Below are 18,375 nucleotides of genomic sequence, written 5' to 3' on the forward strand. Positions count from 1 at the left end.
GCGGTGATCTGTGGACGGCGAATTAGCTGTCCACAGATGTCACATCAGGCTGAGGTCGCTCCACCAGCGAGGATGAGACTCTTGCGCAGCGCCTCGAGGGTCACCAGGTCGGAGAACATCGCGTCGTAGAGCTTGCGATCCTGGTTCGGGTTAGTGCGTTGCAGACGAGACTTGAGGTTGGCGATGTCGTCAGTGATGGACAGCAATCGCACCCGCGCGGCGTACGCAGCGGCGTAGCTCTGGTCCGGCTCCTCGCGCAAGATGGGCTCGACGAGGAGGGCCACCTCCAGCTGTTTCACCTGCGGGTCGCTCGTCGCCTTACCGACTTCCTCGGCCCAGTTCTCCTGACCACGAGGCACTGACAAGATGGCTTCGAAAACCGCCTGGTAGGCGGGGTGACGCAGGTCCTCGACCTCGACCTGGTCCCAGTCCTCGTCGAAGAGATCGGGGTATTGCAGGACAAGTTTGAGGAATCCGCGCTCCACGGACAGCGAGATGTCGGCCGGGTCGGGCCACGGAATACCAGCGGGTTGCTGGGGCTGGGGCGGAGGCACCACCGTCACGGCATGATGCTGCTTTCCGGCACGGAACACCTCACGACGCACCAGATCGATGTCGGCACCCACCACCTGGGAGAGCTCGCGCAGATAACCATCGACCAAGGACTGGTCACGAATACTCGTCACGAGCGGGGCTGCAGCCCTGACCGCGGCGACGCGTCCATCCGCTCGGTCGAGGTCGAACTGACTGACCGTGTTCTCCATGACGTAGCGGTACAGCGGAATCCGTCGGGCCACCAATTCCCGAACCGCCTCCGGACCGCGCTGCATGAGAAGGTCACACGGGTCAAGGCCGGTGGGCTCGATGGCCACATAGGTCTGGGCGGAGAACTGCTTGTCACCGCGGAACACCTTGAGGGCGGCCTTCTGGCCGGCGGCGTCACCGTCAAAGGTGAAGATGACCTCGCCATTGAGGGAACCGCTGTTGCCCATGAGCCGCTGGATGAGTCGGGCATGGTCCTCACCGAACGCGGTTCCACAGGCCGCGACAGCTGTGTCGATGCCGGACAGGTGTGCCGCCATGACGTCCGTGTATCCCTCGACGATGACAGCCTGACTCTTCTTGCCGATGTTGGCCCGAGCCATGTCCAGGCCATAGAGGACGTGCGACTTCTTGTAGACCGGGGTCTCGGGGGTGTTGACGTACTTGGCCGGCAGGCGATCGTCGTCATAAACCCGTCGGGCCCCGAAACCCAGCACGGATTTTCCGGAATCCTTGATCGGCCACAACACACGTCCCTGGAAGAAGTCCCAGCCCTGGGATCGCACCAGGCCGGACTCGATGAGGGCCTTGGGTGTGAACCCCTTGGCCAACAGGTGGTCGCGCAGCACGTGGCCGCCGCGCGGCGCATATCCCATCCCGAACTGCACCGCGGCATCCTGGGAGAATCCGCGCCCGGCGACGAAATCTCGGGCTATCTGACCTTCCTTAGTCGACATCTGGGCCTGGAAGAACTCCGCGGCTGCCTCGTTGGCGGCCAGGATCTGCATGCGTAGACCTGGTTCCAGCCCGGGGCGACCGTCGTCGACGATGCGCAGCTGTACGCCAACCTTGTCGGCGAGACGCTGGACGGCCTCGACGAAGGTGAGGTTGTCGATCTTCTGGACGAAGGAGATGGTGTCGCCACCTTCCCCACAGCCGAAGCAGTAGAACAGCCCACGGGAAGGGGTCACCTGGAAACTGGGCGTCTTCTCGTCGTGGAAGGGGCACAGTCCTTTCAGGGAACCGCCGCCGGCATTGCGCAGAGCCACATATTCGCCGACGACCTCGTCGATCCGAGCGCGTTCCCGGACCAGCGCGATGTCCTCCTCGTTGATCCGGCCAGCCATGCCCACGATCCTACCCATCTGCGCAGGACATGCTATCCATGCATGCAGGTGGGCCAGATTGGTGCCAAACTTTCCGCCGTGACAGTGAACCCCACCTGGCAGCTCGCCCTGGCGATGGTCATGCTCGTCGTGCTGGCCGTCGTCGCCTCACTCCTTGGACGTCTGGGCATCGCCAAGTCGTCCGTGATCGCGTCGATCCGCGCCGTCGTGCAGCTCGGAATCGTCTCCGTCATCCTCGTCTATGCCCTCGCCCATCTGTGGGCTGCTTGCCTGTTCACCCTGTTGATGTTCGCCATCGCGGTTCGCACGACGGCGAATCGTTCCGGAGTCGGCAAGGCCTGGATCTGGGCCGCGGTGGCCATGCTTGCCGGGGTGATTCCGGTCCTCCTCATCATCTTCGCGACGGGTTGCGCGCCGTTCAGCCCCGCTTCCCTCATCCCGGTGGCCGGCATCATCATCGGCAACATCATGAGCGGTCACACTCTGGCATGCCGCCGTTTCTTCGCCGACCTGCGCGAGGGCATCGGCATCTTCGAGGCCGGTCTGGCCGTTGGTTTCCCACGTCGTGACGCCATCGCCCTGGTGACCGAACCGAGCGTCACGGAATCCGTGTTGCCCACCGTGGACCGCACGGCGACCGTCGGTCTGGTGACCTTGCCGGGCGCCTTCGTCGGTGTGCTGCTCGGTGGCGGTTCGGCTCTCCAGGCCGGTGCTGCCCAGGCCCTCGTCCTCATCGGCATCTTGGCGGGCCAGACCGTCACCGTGGTGGTGGCGCACGAATTGGTCAAGAGGGCGAAGCTGTTGCCCGAGGATCTGGCGGGCAAGCTGCACCCGTGACGACACTCTGATCAACACCCTGACAGTTGTCAGAAGCCCCTGCCCATACCCTTGGGCAGCCGGCTGCAATCCCATCCCAGCAACTGGGTTGCCCGGGAGAAGGCGAACTGATCGGTCATTCCCCCCACATATGCCACAACCTGGTGGATTCGGTCGGCATCGGTCTCGAGGAATTCGGCCGGCACATCATCAATATGTCCCTGGTAGTACGTGACCAATCCGTGCAGAACCTCGATGACGGCCTCCGACTGCCCCAGTGATTCGGGCCTGGTGTAGATCCGCTCATAGTTGAAGGCCCTGAGGGCCGCCAGGGCGTCCGCGACGTCGGCTGCCATCCCCACCCGTCCAGTTGCGCAGGTGGTGTCGATGACGGACCGGATGAAGACCGACAACTGGGTGCGCCGATCCGTCCCAGCCACCTCGACGACGACCTGCGGCAGATCCGCGACGGTGACGATCCCCGCCTTGATAGCGTCCTCCAGGTCATGGGCGCAATAGGCAATCCGGTCGGCGAACGAGACGACCTCCCCCTCGACGGTGCTGGGGGCCGGACGTGACCAGGAGTGGTTACGAATGCCGTCCAGGGTCTCGGCACACAGATTGAGACTGGCCAGGCTGACGTCGGCTCCCCACGGCCCATGATCGAAACCCTCCGGGATGAACGCGTCGAAGGCCTGCTCCGATGCGTGACCTCCGGGGCCGTGGCCGCAGTCGTGCCCCAGCGCCATGGCGTCGGCCAGGGTGACGTTGGCCCCAATACCAGCCGCGATGGAGCGAGCCACCTGGGCCACCTCGAGGGCGTGGGTCAGCCGAGTGCGCTGATGATCAGTGGGATGGACGACGACCTGGGTCTTGCCGGCAAGTCGCCGAAAAGAGGTCGAGTGGACGATACGATCACGGTCCCTCTCGAAGCAGGTCCGCTCGGGATCTGGCTCCTCCGGAATAGCGCGATTCCCTGCCCCCTGAGCGCGGGTGGCTCCAGAACGCAGCAGAAGGTTCTCCCTCTCCTCCCGAGCCTCCCGTCTGACGACCTCTCCAGTGTCGATCCGGGCACTACCTGACAGATGGGCGTGGACCACGTCGTCAGCACCGCGATGGCCGGACATCGTCAAAGCCCAGGCTCGGGCGCGTTCTCCCACTTCGGACATGGCCCCATCCTGTCTCACCTCGACCCGTAGGACCAGACCCGGATGGAATCAGCCCCCGGAAGCGTCAATCTCGGCGGCTGACAGATCGTCGTCGTCGAGGGTGCGCGAGTCCAGCCAACCGTGGGGCATGACGACCTTGCGACGCGGGGTGCCCTGGCGGCCACGTGCCTTACCGAGTTCCTTGACGGGAAAGGGCGCATCGTGGTCGAGGGTGGCCAGCAGTGCGTCGAGTTCCTCGAAGCTGGAGATCTGCCCCAAGGCGTGACGGGTCTCCCCACCCACTGGAAAACCCTTGAGGTACCAGGCCATGTGCTTTCGCATGTCAACCAGGCCATGGATACCCTGATACCTCACGAGCAACTCGGCGTGACGTCGGATCATCGTACAGACCTCACCCAGGGCCGGCAGGGTGGTCGTGTCGCGACCGGCGAAGGCGTCTGCCAGGTCGCGGAAGAGCCAGGGACGGCCCAGGCAACCGCGTCCGACCTCCACGCCAGCGCATCCGGTCTGCTCGACCATCGCCATGGCGTCTCTGGGCTCCCAGATGTCGCCGTTTCCGATGACCGGGACGTCGACGGTCTCGACGAGGTCGCCGATGGCCTCCCAGTGGGAGTGCCCGGCATAGGCCTCGGCGACGGTGCGAGCGTGCAGGCACACCGCAGCCGCCCCGGAGTCGACGGCGACGCGGGCAGAGTCGAGGTAGGTGATGTGGTCGGGGTCGATGCCGATACGGGTCTTGACGGTGACGGGAACTCCGTGGGTGTCGCCGGCCTGGACGGCAGCGGAGACGACCGCGGCGAACCGGTCGAGCTTCCAGGGCAGGACTCCCCCGCCGCCTTTGCGAGTGACCTTCGGTACCGGGCAGCCGAAGTTGAGATCGACATGGTTGACCCCGTACTTCTCGCACAGGATCGACGTGGCCTCACCGACCATTCCGGGGTCGACCCCGTAGAGCTGCACGGAACGGACGTCCTCGCAGTCAGCGAAGGCGAGCATGTCGTGGGTCTTGTGGTCACCATGGACCAGGCCGCGAGAGGTGATCATCTCGCAGACGTAGAGCCCTGCTCCCTGCTCGGCACACAGCTGACGGAAAGCGGCATTGGTGACACCGGCCATCGGTGCCAACACCACCGGAGTGTCCACCGAAACGGTGCCGCCAGAAGGCGCGGTCAAGGTCAGAGGGTTGGAAGGCACTCGCCCATGGTAGACGTGGCACACCGGCTCGACCGAAACCGTCGTGCCCGCCCCGTGGCACCACAAGCCGCCGCAAACGGCCTCGCCACACCATCCCGGCGACGAGCCGCGACGGGCTTCCCACTACCCTCGTGCTGTGAGCACCCCTGATGAGACCGCATCCACCAGCGAGCGTTGGGCCCGCCCGATCCCCCGGATCGGCGACACCACCTCCTCGGCCACTCGCGCCGCTGATCCCGCTGGGTGGTCCCTGGGTGACCAGGTGCAGCAGGGGCTCGACACCGCCATCGACGCCCGCCGTGACATCCGTCGTTACCGCAACGACGACGTCCCCGAAGACCTCGTCAATACCGTCCTGTGGGCTGGCCACCGCGCCCCCAGCGTCGGTCACAGCCAGCCGTGGCGGTTCATCGTGGTGCGTGACGCCGACACCCGCGATCGTGCCGCCGTCATGGCCGACCGGGAGCGACTGCGTCAGGCCGACTTGCTGACCCCGGATCGTCGCGCCCGGCTCCTCGATCTCCAGCTCGAGGGGATCCGTGAGGCCCCGGTCGGCGTCGTCGTGGCCTGCGATCGTCGCACCCCGGCGTCGGGGGTGCTGGGACGCAACACCTTCACCGACGCCGACATGTGGAGTTGTGCCTGCGCCGTGGAGAACATGTGGCTGGCTGCCCGCGCCCACGGACTCGGAATGGGATGGGTGACCCTCTTCCAGCCAGAGGAACTCGCCGCCCTGCTTCACCTGCCCGAGGGGGTGGAGACCCTCGGTTGGTTGTGCCTGGGATGGCCTGACGAACGTCCCCCGGCCCCGGGACTCGAGCGACGCGGCTGGTCCCGTCGGCTCCCGTTGGCCGACGTCACCCTGGCCGATCGCTGGCCCGACGACGATCAGCCCGAGGCCCCCGTCTCTGCTCTTCGGGAGACCCTGCACTCACCTGACCGCCATCGGGTGGTGGCGGCCCACGACGATGCCGACCAGCTCCTCACCCCGCCTGGATCTCTCGGCCTGCTCGACCAGACCCTGGACCGCGTCGAGGCCGCAGGCGGAACTGAGATCACCGGCGGCACCCTCGTCCTCGTCGGGGCGGACCACCCGGTCGCCGACCTGGAGGTGACGGCCTTCGACCCCACGGTGACCCATGACGTCATGGCTGCCTCGGTTGCCGGAACGGGGCTCGGCGTGTCGACGGCCACGGCCGCCGAGCTCTCCCATCTCGTTGTTGACGCCGGGGTCACCCAGCCAGTGGAGGGCGCTCGCTCCATGCGCGTTCCCGGGGAACGCGGTGATCTTCTGCATACCGACGCCATGGCCCCAGCCCAGGTCGAGGCCCTGCTGCGCGATGGTCGTGCCCTGGGCAAGGAGGCTGCCGAGGCCGGCCTGGTGTGTCTGGGAGAGATCGGTGTCGGGAACACCACCGTTGCCACGGCTCTGGCCTGCGCCCTCACCGGTCTGGATCCCACGAAGGCCGTCGGCCTAGGAGCCAGCAGCGACACCGCCATGGTTGAGCGCAAGGCTGATGTCATCACAGCTGCGCTGGCCCGCACCCAGGCCGGCCCCAACGACCCCGAGCATCTCCTGGCATCCCTCGGCGGACCGGAGTTCGTCGTCCTCGCCGGAGTGTGTCTAGGGGCCGCCCAGGCCGGGTCCCCCGTCGTCTTGGACGGGCTGGCCACCAGCGTCGCAGCCCTCATCGCCACCAAACTCTCGCCAGGTCTCCACGGCTGGCTCGTCGCCTCCCACGCGTCCCGGGAGCACGCTCACCAAGCCGTGCTGGCCGAGCTTGGGGTGGAACCCCTCATGGAATTGCGGATGCGAGCCGGTGAGGGTGTCGGCGCATGTCTTGGAGCCCAGATGATCCTCACTGGTCTTCAAGTGCGACGGACGGCCGCGCGCACGCGTTGAACTCAGCTGAGGCGTCTGGTTGAGCCACTGGGTCGCAAGGGTTCAGTCAGGCCTCAGGACTCATTGTCCCGTGAGGTTGTCCCGTGACGCCGGACGCAGCACGGCGAAGGGATCGGTGACCTCGTAGTCGTGTCGGGTGAAGGTCCAGGTGGCCGGTGGCCGGCCTCCTCTTTCCCCCGACTCCTCCAGGTGACCGGTCTTGACGATCTGGCCACGACGACGCAGCACTCGCGAGAGGTTCGTGACGTCGACGTCATGGCCCAGACAAGCGCAATAGATGTCGCGCAACTGGGCCAGGGTGAACTCTGCAGGCGCAAGGGCATGGGCGATGTTGGTGTAGGAGACCTTGCCACGCAGTCTGACGACGGCTTCCTCGACGGCCTGCGCGTGGTCGAAGGCCATCGGTACGGACTCCCGCACCGGCAGCCAGCGCGCTCCCCCGCCAGCCTCGACGTCGGGGGCCACCAGACCGAGGTATGTCGTCGCGACCGTCCTCTCGAAGGGGTCACGTCCCGGCTCGGAGCGTGTGGACAACTGCTCGTGGTGGCCCAACAGTGAGACGTCCAACAGACCCTTGAGGTGGCGGACGACGGCCTGCTCCATGGTCTCACAGACCTCGAGTGGTCCACCGGGCAGAGCAGGCATCCCGGTGAACGGTTCGCGAGCACGATCCTTGACCACCACCTCGAGATCAGCACCCGCGACCCTGACGACGACGACCAGCACCTCGTGACGATACTTCGCCACCCCGCTCTGGTCTCGATAGGTCGGACGCGGGGCGGGATCTCCGGCGTCACCGTGAGCCGTTGTCATCACGGGATCAGCTTATCCGGGTGCCCCGACGATCCCATTTTCGCCTCTGAGACGAGTAGTTCTAGACTAGACGTCGATTACCTGAAAGGAGTCGTTCCCGTGACCACCGACTGCGCCACTACCCGAGTTTCCTCGACCTGGGCCGACACTGTCCGTCGCCTCGCAAAGGAGCGCGACGCGATCATCCTCGCCCACAACTACCAGGCCCCCGAGATCCAGGACGTGGCTGACCACGTCGGCGACTCCCTGGCCCTCGCGCGCCTGGCCGCCAAGAGCTCGGCAAGCACCATCGTGCTGGCCGGAGTCCACTTCATGGCCGAGACCGCTGCCCTGCTGTGCCCCGACAGGACCGTCCTCATCCCTGACGCCCAGGCCGGCTGCTCCCTGGCCGACTCCCTCACCGTCGAACAGCTGCGGGCCTGGAAGGCCGAGCATCCCGACGCTGCCGTCGTCACCTACGTCAACACCACCGCCGAGGTGAAGGCCGAGTCCGACATCTGCTGCACCAGCTCCAATGCCGTCGACGTCGTCAACTCCCTACCTGCCGACCAGGAAATCCTCTTCGGTCCTGACCAGTTCCTCGGTGCCCATGTGCGCCGCAGGACCGGACGCCACAACATCCACGTCTGGATGGGCGAGTGCCACGTGCACGCCGACATCTCCCCCACCGAGCTGTGTGACCAGGTCAAGGCCAATCCCGAGGCCGACCTCTACATCCACCCCGAGTGCGGCTGCACGACCAGCGCCCTGTGGCTGACCAGCAATGGCGACCTTCCCCAGGACCGTACCCACGTGTTGTCGACCGGCGGAATGCTCGATGCCGCCCGCGCCACCCGCAACAGCCACGTCCTGGTCGCCACCGAGACCGGCATGCTCCACCAGCTGCGTCAGGCCAATTCCGGCACCACCTTCACCGCGGTCAACCCGGATGCCGTCTGCCCCTTCATGAAGATGATCACTCCGGAGAAACTGCTGCGCTGCCTGGAGACCGGGGCCGAGGCCGTCACCGTCGATCCCGCCCTGGCCGAGAAGGCTCGCAGAGCCGTTGAGCGCATGATCGCCATCGGCGGGACGGCCACCCCCGTCAAGGAGTCGGCTCATGCCTGAGCATCAATGCGACGTTCTCGTCGTCGGCAGCGGAGCCGCGGGCCTGTCCTGCGCTCTGGCCGCTGCCGAGATCGGGCGCTCCGTGACGATCATGACCCGCGAGGGGATAGACGACTCCTCCACCGATCTGGCGCAGGGTGGTCTGGCTGCGGTCTGGGGCAAGGATGACTCCTTCTCCCTCCATCTCGACGACACCCTCGCGGCAGGTGCTGGGCTGTGCCACCGCGACAACGTCGACGACCTGGTCCACCACGCCCCGGGAGCCCTGCGTCATCTCATGGGCCTCGGAGCTCACTTCGACACCGGGGCCGATGGCGAGCCGGATCTCCACCTCGAAGGGGGCCACCATGCCCGTCGAGTTCTCCATGCCGAATGCGACCGATCCGGACACGAGGTCCATCAGTGCCTCAGCGCTCAGTTGGAGGGAACCGGGATCACCGTCCTGACGGGTACCCGTCTCATCGACCTCATCATCGGTCCGAATGGGGATGTGTGCGGTGTGACGGCTCTGTCTGACGGAAATGCGGTGATGATTCCGGCGCGTTGCGTCGTACTGGCGACCGGGGGCATCGGAGCGCTGTGGTCGACCACCTCCAACCCCTCGGTGTGTACCGGTGACGGGATGGCGGCAGCCCTGCGCGCCGGACTGACGATCCGCAACCCCGAGTTCATGCAATTCCACCCCACCGTTCTCTTCCTCCCCGGGAACGAGGGCCGATCTCCCCTCATCTCGGAGGCGGTGCGCGGCGAGGGTGCCGTCCTCCTGGACGTCAACGGTCGTCGCATCATGACCGGAGTCCACCCGCTCGCCGACCTCGCACCCCGCGACATCGTCTCCGCCGCCGAGCACGAGGCCATGATCGCCACCGGATCTGACCACGTACTCCTCGACGCGACCGGGTTCGGCGAGGACATGTGGCGGCATCGCTTCCCGACGATCCTGACCAGCTGTCGAGAACACGGCATCGACCCCTGTACCGAGCCGATCCCGGTCGCTCCAGGAGCTCATTACCACTGCGGTGGCATCGCCGCCGGCATGGATGGACGCACCTCGGTCCCCGGCCTGCTGACCGTCGGCGAGGCTGCCTGCACAGGAGTTCACGGGGCCAATCGTCTGGCCTCGAATTCCTTGACCGAGGCCCTCATCGCTGGCGAGCGCAGCGGACGCCGCTCCACCAGTCCCACTGGCCCGCTCTCCCCGACGTCCCACGTCCCTGAGCAGCTGCGCCATCGTCGCTGGCTACCGGGCGAGCATCTGGAGTCCGTGCAGGCCATCATGGACCGCGACGTCTTCATCAGTCGCAATGCCACCGGTCTGCAGCGAGCCCTCCGAGACCTGCACCGGATGACTCCCACCGAGGGTCTCGAAGACGCCACCCTCACCGCGACCAATGCCGCTCTGGTCGCGACAACCCTGGCGATCGCGGCCCTGTGGCGCACGGAGTCCCGGGGAGCTCATCGCCGCAGCGATCATCCGGGTCAGAACCCGTCCTTCCAGCTGCACACTGACCTGCGCCTCGTCGGTGGACGTCCGACGGTCATCACGCGCAGCCAGGAGAGGAGCATCGCATGACCGCACTGCCGCACGATCTGGTCCGCACCATCTCCGAACGCGGGCTCGATCCCGACCTCGTCGTCAGAACCATCGAGGCCTGTCTGGACGAGGACCTGCGCGGCGGCACTGACGTCACCACCGAGTCGATCTTCGGTGGGGCCGCCGGCCGAGCCGACATCAGAGCTCGTCAGAACGGCTGCCTGGCCGGGGTTCCAGTCGCCGCTGCCGTGCTGCACGTCCTCGCCAACCGCACCGGAACCAATGTCGAGTTCACCACCCACCACGACGACGGCACCCGGGTCTCCCCCGGCGACGCCGTCGCGACCGTCTCGGGGCCGCTGCGCACCCTGCTGGTGGCAGAGCGCACCATGCTCAACCTGGCCAATCATCTCTCCGGAGTGGCGACGGCCACCTCCCAGTGGGTTGATGCCCTGGCGAGCACCGACACCAAGGTCCGCGACACCCGTAAGACCGTCCCCGGTCTGCGTGACCTCGACAAGTACGCGGTGCGCTGCGGAGGTGGGCTCAACCATCGCATGGGACTGTCGGATGCTGCCCTCGTCAAGGACAACCACATCGCCGCGGCCGGGTCTCTGACGGCCGCTGTCGAAGCGGTGCGATCCCACCAGCCCGATATCGTCTGCGAGGTGGAGTGTGACACCGTCGACCAGGTGCGCGAGGCCGTCGAGGCAGGTGTGACGACGATTCTGCTCGACAACATGGACGACTCCCTCATGACGGAGTCAGTCAGCATCTGTCGGCCCCGCGGTGTCATCACCGAGGCCTCTGGTGGCCTGACACTCGACCGAGCCAAGGATGTGGCCGCGACCGGGGTCGACTACATAGCGGTGGGTGTCATCACCCATTCCGCCCCGGTGCTCGACCTGGGTCTGGACTTCGACTGAGCCGGATCCCGTACACATCACGCGAGAGGGCTGGTACCCGTGACGGGTACCAGCCCTCTCGTCGTCTCAGCTGACCTTTCCAATCAGTTGTCCTTGCTGCGCGCCCCACGGAACCCGGCACGCCAGCGCTCCCGATTGACCCGGGCGACGGCAACCAACGGGATGCTCACCGGGCAGGCCTCGACGCATTCCCCGTAGAGGGAACAGGGGCCGAAATTCTCGTCGAGGGCATTGACCATGCGACGCGCTCGCTTCGAGCGCTCCTGACGACCCTGCGGCATCATCGCCAGGTGCGAGAGTTTCGCGCCGGCGAAAAGCATGGCAGCACCGTTCGGGCAGGCAGCCACGCAGGCTCCGCATCCGATGCAGGATGCGAAGTCAAGGGCCTGCTCGGCCTCCTTGTGCGGCTGGGGCACCGAGTCGGCGTCGGGAGCGGTTCCCGTCATGACGTCGACGGTTCCGCCGGCCTGCACCAGGCGGTCCAGGCTCGAGCGATCGATGGCCAGGTCACGGATGACCGGGAAGGCCGCCGAGCGGAAGGGTTCGATCTTGAAGTGGGTGATCTCGGGGAAGGCCCTGAGGTGCTGACGGCACGCCGGGGTGTTCGGCAGCGGCCCGTGCGGCTTGCCGTTGACGACGAATCCGCAGCAGCCACACACTCCCTCGCGGCAGTCGGACTCGAAGACGATCGGGTCACCGTCATTCTCGACGATCTGGTCGTTGAGCCGGTCGAGCAACTCGAGGATGCTCCACTCCGGCTCGGCGTCCTCCACGACGTGGCGTTCGAAACGTCCCTTGGCCTTCGGGCCGTCCTGACGCCAAATATCCAATGTCACCCTCATCGGTAATCCCTCACCTGCAGATCGATCAACGAGAACGTCAGCGGCTCGCTGTGGCGAACCTGGGTGCCGTCGGGCCGTGTCTCCCACGCCGAGACCGCGCACCAGTCGTCGTCATTACGTTTGGCCTCGCCAGCTTCGGTGGCGTATTCGGTGCGGAAGTGCGCACCAGCCGATTCCCGGCGGTCCAGGGCGTCGAGGATCATGACCTCGCCGAGTTCGATGAAGTCGGCGACCCGGCCAGCCTTCTCCAGTTCCTGGTTGAGTCGGTCACCACTTCCGACGACTCTGACGTCGCGCCAGAACTCCTCACGCAGCTCACGCACCTTGGACAGACCCTCGAGGAGGCCCGACTCGTCACGCGAGACCCCGCAGTGCTCGTAGAGGATGTCGCCCAGCTTGCGATGGAACCACTCCGGACGGTGGGTCCCCCCACAATTGAGCAGGGCGTCGGTACGCTTCCGGACCCTCTCGATGGCCGCGGTGACCTCGGGAGCATCCAGCGGCAATACTGGCTTCCCGACGAATCCGGCCAGGTAGTTCGGCACCGTCAGGGGCAGGGTGAACCACCCGTCGACGCTGGCCGACAGCAGGGAGTTGGCTCCCAGCCGGTTGGCGCCGTGGTAGTTGTTCGAGGCCTCACCACCGACGAACAGACCCGGGATGGTGCTCATCTGGTCGTAATCGACCCACAGGCCACCCATTGTGAAGTGGGCTCCCGGGGCGATACGCATCGGCACCTCGTAGGGGTTCTCCCCGGTGGCATCGAGGTACATGTCGAAGAGGTTTCCGTAACGCTCCGCAATGGTCTTCTTGCCCAGACGCTGGATGGCATCCCGGAAGTCCAGGTACACCGAGTTCTTGAGCGGGCCCACACCGTGGCCGCTGTCGATCTGAGTCCTGGCGTTGCGGGAGGCGACGTCACGAGGCGTCAGGTTGCCGAAGGCCGGGTACTTGCGCTCCAGGTAGTAGTCACGCTCCTCCTCCGGGATGTCGTTGGCAGGACGGTCGTCACCGGCCTTCCTCGGCACCCAGATCCGGCCGTCATTGCGCAACGACTCACTCATGAGGGTCGTCTTGGACTGCCAGTACGAACTGACCGGCAGGGCGGTCGGGTGGAACTGCACGAAACAAGGGCTGGCGAAGTAGGCACCTTGACGGTGGGCCCGCCAGGTCGCGGTGGCGTTGGATCCCTTGGCCAGGGTCGACCAGTGGTAGACCGACCCGTATCCGCCGGTGCACAGGATGACGACGTGAGCCGTCCAAGCCCTGACCTCACCGGTGAGCAGGTCACGAGTGACGATGCCCTGAGCCTTGCCGTCGGCGACGATGAGGTCGAGCATCTCGGTTCGGTTGTGCATCGTCACCGATCCGGCGTCGATCTGGGCCTGCAAGGCCTGGGAACAGGCAACCTCGAGCTGCTGACCAGTCTCACCACGGGTGTAGTAGGTGCGAGAGACCTGCACGCCGCCGAAGGATCGGGTGGCCAACTGACCGCCGTACTCGCGGGCGAACGGAGCGCCGATGGCATACATGTGGTCGATGACCTGTACAGACTCGGTGCCGAGTCGAACGACATCGGCCTCACGGCCTCGGTAGTCGCCTCCCTTGACGGTGTCCTTGACGAACCTCTTGAGGGAGTCGCCGTCAACCTTGCGGGACCGAGCGGCGTTGATACCGCCCTGAGCGGCCACCGAGTGGGCCCGACGCGGCGAGTCGTGGAAGCAGAAGGAGTCGACGTGGTAGCCGAGCTGCCCCAGGGTCGCGGCGACGCCGGAACCGGACAGTCCAGTTCCCACCACGATGACGTTCATCTTGCGTCGGTTGGCGGGGTTGACCAGCTTGTACTCGCTCTGACGACGGGTCCACGCGGTCAGCGGGTCCCCCTCGGGGGCCTTGCCGTCAAGCTCGTCCCCTACGAGGTATCCGGCCTTCTTCTGAGCCGGCCCAAGGTTGTCGCGGGCCTTGGAACCCTTGCGGGCTGCTCGTCTCGGCACGCTCACCTCAGCCTGACGTGGCTGAGGTTGCTCGGGCTTGACAAGTTCCTTGGCCGGCTCGTCGACAGTCACCTCACCGTGACGTCCGGCAATCTTCTCAAGAGGCTTGATGATGGCACCAATGACGTTTTTCATGAGATCACCCCGGCGAGAATGAGCATGGGAAGTGCGCCGTTGCACACCACGATGGCCAGTGCGATGAGCAGGCCAATCACCGTCCAGACGGCGCGGAGACGACGGCCGGTTCCGCCGAAGTCATTGATGGTGTTGCGCACGCCTTGGCAGATGTGCAACCCGATGATGATCATGACGACGGTGTAGAAGATCGCCATCCACGGCCGCGACAGACTGGCGATGAGGTTCTGGTACGCGGTGATCTGGATGTCAGGAGTTCCCTCGTTGACCGGCCCCTGGAAGGACGCGGACGCGACACCCTTACCCAAGGTCAGGTCAAGGATGTGCACCACGACGAAGGCCAAGATGACGATGCCCGACAGCACCATCGTGCGGGCCCCCCATCCCAACGCCTTCATGTTGTGCCGGGAAAACTTTCCGCGGGCTCGTCGACCCCTTGCCCAGATCGTCAGACCGGCCCACACATGCAGGACCAGACAGACGAGCAGCACGATCCGGAAGCACCACAGCACCCCACCTATGGGGAACAGTGGGTACAGGACCGTGCGGAGAAACTCCGCGTAGGCGTTGTAGTCGTCTGCGCCCATGAAGGCCTTGAGGTTTCCGACCATGTGCACGAAGACGAACAACGCGAAGATCGTCCCCGTGATGGCCATGATCAATTTCAGTGTGACGTTGGAGGGACGCGCTGCGCTGCGCGCACGAATGGCCACGGCATCCCCCCCGCGCTCAAGTTCACGTCGCTCTCGAACGTCAGGCACGCTCATGGAGTCATCACCCTTTCACTGCTGTCCGAACAGCTTAAAGGACGACGTTTTCCTAAGACGCACCGGGGCCGGGATACCTGAGATGGATACCCCGGCCCCACTGTCAGTCGGATTGGTCTGACCAGAGGATCAGCAGCCGAGCAACCTCCCGGCGAGGAACTCCTCGACCTTGTCGATGGCAATGCGTTCCTGAGCCATGGTGTCACGGTCCCGCACCGTCACAGCATTGTCGTCAAGACTGTCAAAGTCCACAGTGACACAGAACGGAGTACCAATCTCATCCTGACGACGGTAACGCTTACCAATGGCCTGAGCATCGTCGAAGTCAACGTTCCACCGCTGACGCAGGCGAGCCGCCAGATCACGAGCCTTCGGAGACAAATCAGAGTTACGGCTGAGCGGCAGCACAGCAGCCTTGACCGGCGAAAGACGCGAATCCAGCTTCAGGACAGTACGCTTATCAACCCCACCCTTGGCATTCGGAGCCTCATCCTCGGTGTACGCGTCAACCATGAACGCCATGAGCGAACGCGTAAGACCAGCCGCCGGCTCAATAACATAAGGCAGATAACGCTTGTTGTTGGCCTGGTCGTAGTAGGACAGGTCCTTGCCAGAATGCTTCGAATGGGTACCCAGGTCGAAATCGGTGCGATTGGCGATGCCCTCGAGCTCGCCCCAGTCGGAACCGACGAACCCGAACTTGTACTCGATGTCGACGGTACGCTTCGAGTAGTGGGAGAGCTTCTCCTTGGGGTGCTCGTAGTGACGCAGATTGTCCGGGTTGATACCGAGGTCGGTGTACCAGGCAGTGCGGTTGTCAATCCAGTACTGGTGCCACTCCTCGTCGGTGCCGGGCTCGACGAAGAACTCCATCTCCATCTGCTCAAACTCACGGGTGCGGAAGATGAAGTTCCCGGGGGTGATCTCGTTGCGGAAGGACTTACCGGTCTGAGCAATGCCGAACGGCGGCTTCTTACGAGCGCTGGTGAGCACGTTCTGGAAGTTCACGAAGATACCCTGGGCGGTCTCGGGACGCAGGTAGTGCAGACCAGACTCGTCCTCGACCGGGCCGAGGTAAGTCTTGAGCATCATGTTGAAGTCACGGGGCTCGGTCCACTGGCCCTTGTTGCCACAATTGGGACAGTTGATCTCCTCCAGAGGGACGGAGTCCGGATCGTCGATCCCGTGCTTGGCGGCGTGGCCTTCTTGAAGGTGGTCGGCGCGCATGCGCTTGTGGCAGGAGAGGCACTCGGTCAACGGGTCATTGAAGACGCCGACGTGGCCGGACGCGACCCACACATCGCGGGGCAGGACGACCGACGAGTCAAGGCCGACGACGTCGTCACGACAGGTGACCATGTAACGCCACCACTGCCTCTTGATGTTCTCCTTGAGCTCGACGCCGAATGGGCCGTAATCCCAGGCTGCGCGGGTGCCGCCGTAAATCTCGCCGCAGGGGAACACGAATCCGCGACGCTTGCAAAGGTTGATGACGTTGTCGAGTGTGCTGGTGGAGGCCACAGCCGTCCCTTTCTTCCAAGTCCTCATTGGAGTGGACACCCGGATGGTGTCCACGCGGGCAGCGCCACCGACGGATCTACATGTCCAGGCAGCGAGGCCATTGACCAGCCTACCGGTAACCACGCGGCAGCAATCACCACCAACCCCGCCTCGGAGCCGTCCGAGATGGTGCGCCCGGGGTCATCCACAAGACGCTGGGGTACATTTGAGGCAATTCCACGCCCAGCAGTGAGGTGATCATGGTGGAGAATCGGCGGCGTACGACCAAACAGCGCCTTGCCATTCGTGCTCTGTTTGACGACGAGTCGTTCTTCCTCACTGCCCAGCAGGTCCACGACCAACTGAGGGAACGGGGGGACCAGGTCGGTCTGGCCACGGTCTACCGGAACTTGCAGACGATGGCCGAGGACGGCGAGCTCGATGCCATCCGCTCCGAGGATGGCGAGATGACCTACCGACGCTGTTCCTCAGCTCACCACCACCATCTGGTGTGCCGTAATTGCGGCAAGGCTGTCGAGATTGGCCCGGAGAAAATCCTGGAGGACTGGGCGCGCGACATCGCTGCCAAGCACGGGTTCAGCGAGACCGGACACGAATTGGAGTTGTTCGGGATCTGCTCGGAATGCTCGACAAAGCGCGACAATTCCTAATCAGCGGCGCAGCCGCGGGGTGACGAGACCCAGCTCGCAGGCTCGCACCAGCACCTCGAGACGGCTTCGCACTCCCAGTTTCTTCGCCAGATGACCAATACGCTGTTTGACGGCAGACTCACTGAGGCACAGTTCTTCCGCGATGACAGCGTTCGACAGCCCCTCAGCGAGAAGCTTGAGGACGTCGTCGTCGGCGTTAGAGAGTTCCACCGGGTTCATGTCGACCTGACGAGGTGTTGCCTTACCCCCAACCTGGGCCGAGAAGGTCTCGACAACCCCTCGGGCGATCTCTGGTGAAACGGTCACCTGACCGACCATGACGGCGCGTACCCCAGCGATGACGGCTTCGGGCTCGGACTCCTTGAGGAGATACCCGGCGGCACCGGCAAGGATGGCCTCGACGACGATGTCCCGGCGGGCGAAGGTGGTCAGGGCGACGACGCGAACAGAAGGATGGCGGGAGACGATCATTCGGGTGGCCGTCAGACCGTCCATCTCAGGCATCTTGAGGTCCATGAGGACGACGTCGGGCAACAGCTGGTCAACGAGCTCGACGGCTTCACGACCGTTGGAGGCCTGACCGACGACCTCCATCTCCTCGACGCGGGAGAAATAGCCCGCGAGGGCCTGCCTCATGATCGGATGATCGTCAGTGACGACGAGTCGAACTGACATCGCACCTCCTTACGCTGGTTACCATCCTCGCATGTCTGAGCAGTCCTCATGACAGCGGGTTCGACCCAGCGCCATTGACGAACAAATGATCACCGTCAGGCCACATTGCCGGCCATGTGCGCGGCCAACCGGCCCATGCGCACAGCATGTCGCTGCACGTGTCAGTGACATCCGCGCGACTCTCTGCATCCCGTTGTAGATGACCCCTCCGAAGGGATACATTGTGCCCATGAAGAAAATCATCACCGGCATCGTGGCTGCCTTGGCAGTTAGCTCCTTCTCGATGGCAGCCCCCGCTCAGGCCTCCGCCGAGTCCACCCCTGTTCAGAACGCCGTCAATACACAGCCAAAGGCACAAGTCAAGGGAATTATAGAAGGCTTGTGCGCCATCTATCCTAATTGGTGTGACTGATCCCATACCCAATATATAGGCCGTCTGG

16 protein-coding genes are annotated in these 18,375 nt (G+C 64.8%); 7 read left to right on the forward strand and 9 right to left on the reverse strand.

What is annotated here, in order from left to right; all coding sequences use genetic code 11:
• Nucleotides 1-44: 44 nt before the first annotated feature.
• Complete coding sequence (gene dnaG, locus HMPREF9153_RS09700) at nucleotides 45-1,889, reverse strand: DNA primase (protein ID WP_023032616.1); 1,845 nt, start codon at nucleotides 1,887-1,889, stop codon at nucleotides 45-47.
• 42 nt (nucleotides 1,890-1,931) lie between these two features.
• Here dnaG and HMPREF9153_RS09705 point away from each other — a divergent pair, with 42 nt between their 5' ends.
• Nucleotides 1,932-2,726, forward strand: a complete 795-nt coding sequence (locus HMPREF9153_RS09705) for an ABC transporter permease (protein WP_004811640.1) — start codon at nucleotides 1,932-1,934, stop codon at nucleotides 2,724-2,726.
• Between the two features lie 29 nt (nucleotides 2,727-2,755).
• On the opposite strand, the gene HMPREF9153_RS09710 is transcribed toward HMPREF9153_RS09705, so the two are convergent.
• Both HMPREF9153_RS09710 and dusB read right to left on the reverse strand, forming a co-directional pair.
• On the reverse strand, nucleotides 2,756-3,874 hold the full coding sequence (locus HMPREF9153_RS09710) for an HD domain-containing protein (RefSeq protein ID WP_004811641.1): 1,119 nt from the start codon (nucleotides 3,872-3,874) through the stop codon (nucleotides 2,756-2,758).
• Between the two features lie 48 nt (nucleotides 3,875-3,922).
• On the reverse strand, nucleotides 3,923-5,134 hold the full coding sequence (gene dusB, locus HMPREF9153_RS09715; protein WP_174266641.1) for a tRNA dihydrouridine synthase DusB: 1,212 nt from the start codon (nucleotides 5,132-5,134) through the stop codon (nucleotides 3,923-3,925).
• Nucleotides 5,135-5,204: 70 nt separating this feature from the next.
• Here dusB and bluB point away from each other — a divergent pair, with 70 nt between their 5' ends.
• Nucleotides 5,205-6,971 carry a 5,6-dimethylbenzimidazole synthase gene (bluB, locus tag HMPREF9153_RS09720; protein WP_004811644.1) on the forward strand — a complete coding sequence of 589 codons (1,767 nt, stop codon included), beginning with the start codon at nucleotides 5,205-5,207 and terminating at the stop codon, nucleotides 6,969-6,971.
• 60 nt (nucleotides 6,972-7,031) lie between these two features.
• Here bluB and HMPREF9153_RS09725 read toward each other — a convergent pair whose 3' ends face one another.
• A complete protein-coding gene (locus tag HMPREF9153_RS09725; protein ID WP_016667444.1) occupies nucleotides 7,032-7,784 on the reverse strand; it encodes an NUDIX hydrolase in 753 nt (250 codons plus the stop codon).
• Between the two features lie 99 nt (nucleotides 7,785-7,883).
• Here HMPREF9153_RS09725 and nadA point away from each other — a divergent pair, with 99 nt between their 5' ends.
• The 3 genes from nadA to nadC are packed head-to-tail and all read left to right on the forward strand — an operon-like array spanning nucleotide 7,884 to nucleotide 11,351.
• Nucleotides 7,884-8,891, forward strand: coding sequence for a quinolinate synthase NadA (nadA, locus tag HMPREF9153_RS09730; RefSeq protein ID WP_036979787.1), 1,008 nt, complete (start codon nucleotides 7,884-7,886; stop codon nucleotides 8,889-8,891).
• Nucleotides 8,884-10,464, forward strand: coding sequence for an L-aspartate oxidase (gene nadB, locus HMPREF9153_RS09735; RefSeq protein ID WP_004811647.1), 1,581 nt, complete (start codon nucleotides 8,884-8,886; stop codon nucleotides 10,462-10,464). Before nadA ends, nadB begins: the two co-directional genes overlap by 8 nt.
• On the forward strand, nucleotides 10,461-11,351 hold the full coding sequence (gene nadC, locus HMPREF9153_RS09740) for a carboxylating nicotinate-nucleotide diphosphorylase (RefSeq protein ID WP_004811648.1): 891 nt from the start codon (nucleotides 10,461-10,463) through the stop codon (nucleotides 11,349-11,351). Before nadB ends, nadC begins: the two co-directional genes overlap by 4 nt.
• A gap of 83 nt (nucleotides 11,352-11,434) precedes the next feature.
• Here nadC and HMPREF9153_RS09745 read toward each other — a convergent pair whose 3' ends face one another.
• The 4 genes from HMPREF9153_RS09745 to HMPREF9153_RS09760 form a co-directional block, all read right to left on the reverse strand.
• On the reverse strand, nucleotides 11,435-12,193 hold the full coding sequence (locus HMPREF9153_RS09745) for a succinate dehydrogenase/fumarate reductase iron-sulfur subunit (RefSeq protein ID WP_004811649.1): 759 nt from the start codon (nucleotides 12,191-12,193) through the stop codon (nucleotides 11,435-11,437).
• Nucleotides 12,190-14,322 carry a fumarate reductase/succinate dehydrogenase flavoprotein subunit gene (locus HMPREF9153_RS09750; protein ID WP_004811650.1) on the reverse strand — a complete coding sequence of 711 codons (2,133 nt, stop codon included), beginning with the start codon at nucleotides 14,320-14,322 and terminating at the stop codon, nucleotides 12,190-12,192. Before HMPREF9153_RS09750 ends, HMPREF9153_RS09745 begins: the two co-directional genes overlap by 4 nt.
• Nucleotides 14,319-15,089: a succinate dehydrogenase cytochrome b subunit gene (locus tag HMPREF9153_RS09755; RefSeq protein WP_004811651.1), complete on the reverse strand. Its 771-nt coding sequence runs from the start codon at nucleotides 15,087-15,089 to the stop codon at nucleotides 14,319-14,321. Before HMPREF9153_RS09755 ends, HMPREF9153_RS09750 begins: the two co-directional genes overlap by 4 nt.
• Nucleotides 15,090-15,218: 129 nt before the next feature.
• A complete protein-coding gene (locus HMPREF9153_RS09760) occupies nucleotides 15,219-16,637 on the reverse strand; it encodes a glycine--tRNA ligase (protein WP_004811652.1) in 1,419 nt (472 codons plus the stop codon).
• Between the two features lie 212 nt (nucleotides 16,638-16,849).
• Between HMPREF9153_RS09760 and HMPREF9153_RS09765 the strand changes: the two genes are divergently transcribed.
• Entirely contained in the window at nucleotides 16,850-17,260 is a 411-nt protein-coding gene (locus HMPREF9153_RS09765) for a Fur family transcriptional regulator (RefSeq protein WP_004811653.1), read from the forward strand.
• Here HMPREF9153_RS09765 and HMPREF9153_RS09770 read toward each other — a convergent pair whose 3' ends face one another.
• Nucleotides 17,261-17,935, reverse strand: a complete 675-nt coding sequence (locus HMPREF9153_RS09770; RefSeq protein WP_004811654.1) for a response regulator — start codon at nucleotides 17,933-17,935, stop codon at nucleotides 17,261-17,263.
• Nucleotides 17,936-18,164: 229 nt separating this feature from the next.
• Here HMPREF9153_RS09770 and HMPREF9153_RS09775 point away from each other — a divergent pair, with 229 nt between their 5' ends.
• A complete protein-coding gene (locus tag HMPREF9153_RS09775; protein ID WP_036979789.1) occupies nucleotides 18,165-18,347 on the forward strand; it encodes a hypothetical protein in 183 nt (60 codons plus the stop codon).
• Nucleotides 18,348-18,375 lie beyond the last annotated feature (28 nt).

The sequence above is a fragment of the Cutibacterium avidum ATCC 25577 genome (assembly GCF_000227295.1).
GTDB classification, from domain to species: domain Bacteria; phylum Actinomycetota; class Actinomycetes; order Propionibacteriales; family Propionibacteriaceae; genus Cutibacterium; species Cutibacterium avidum.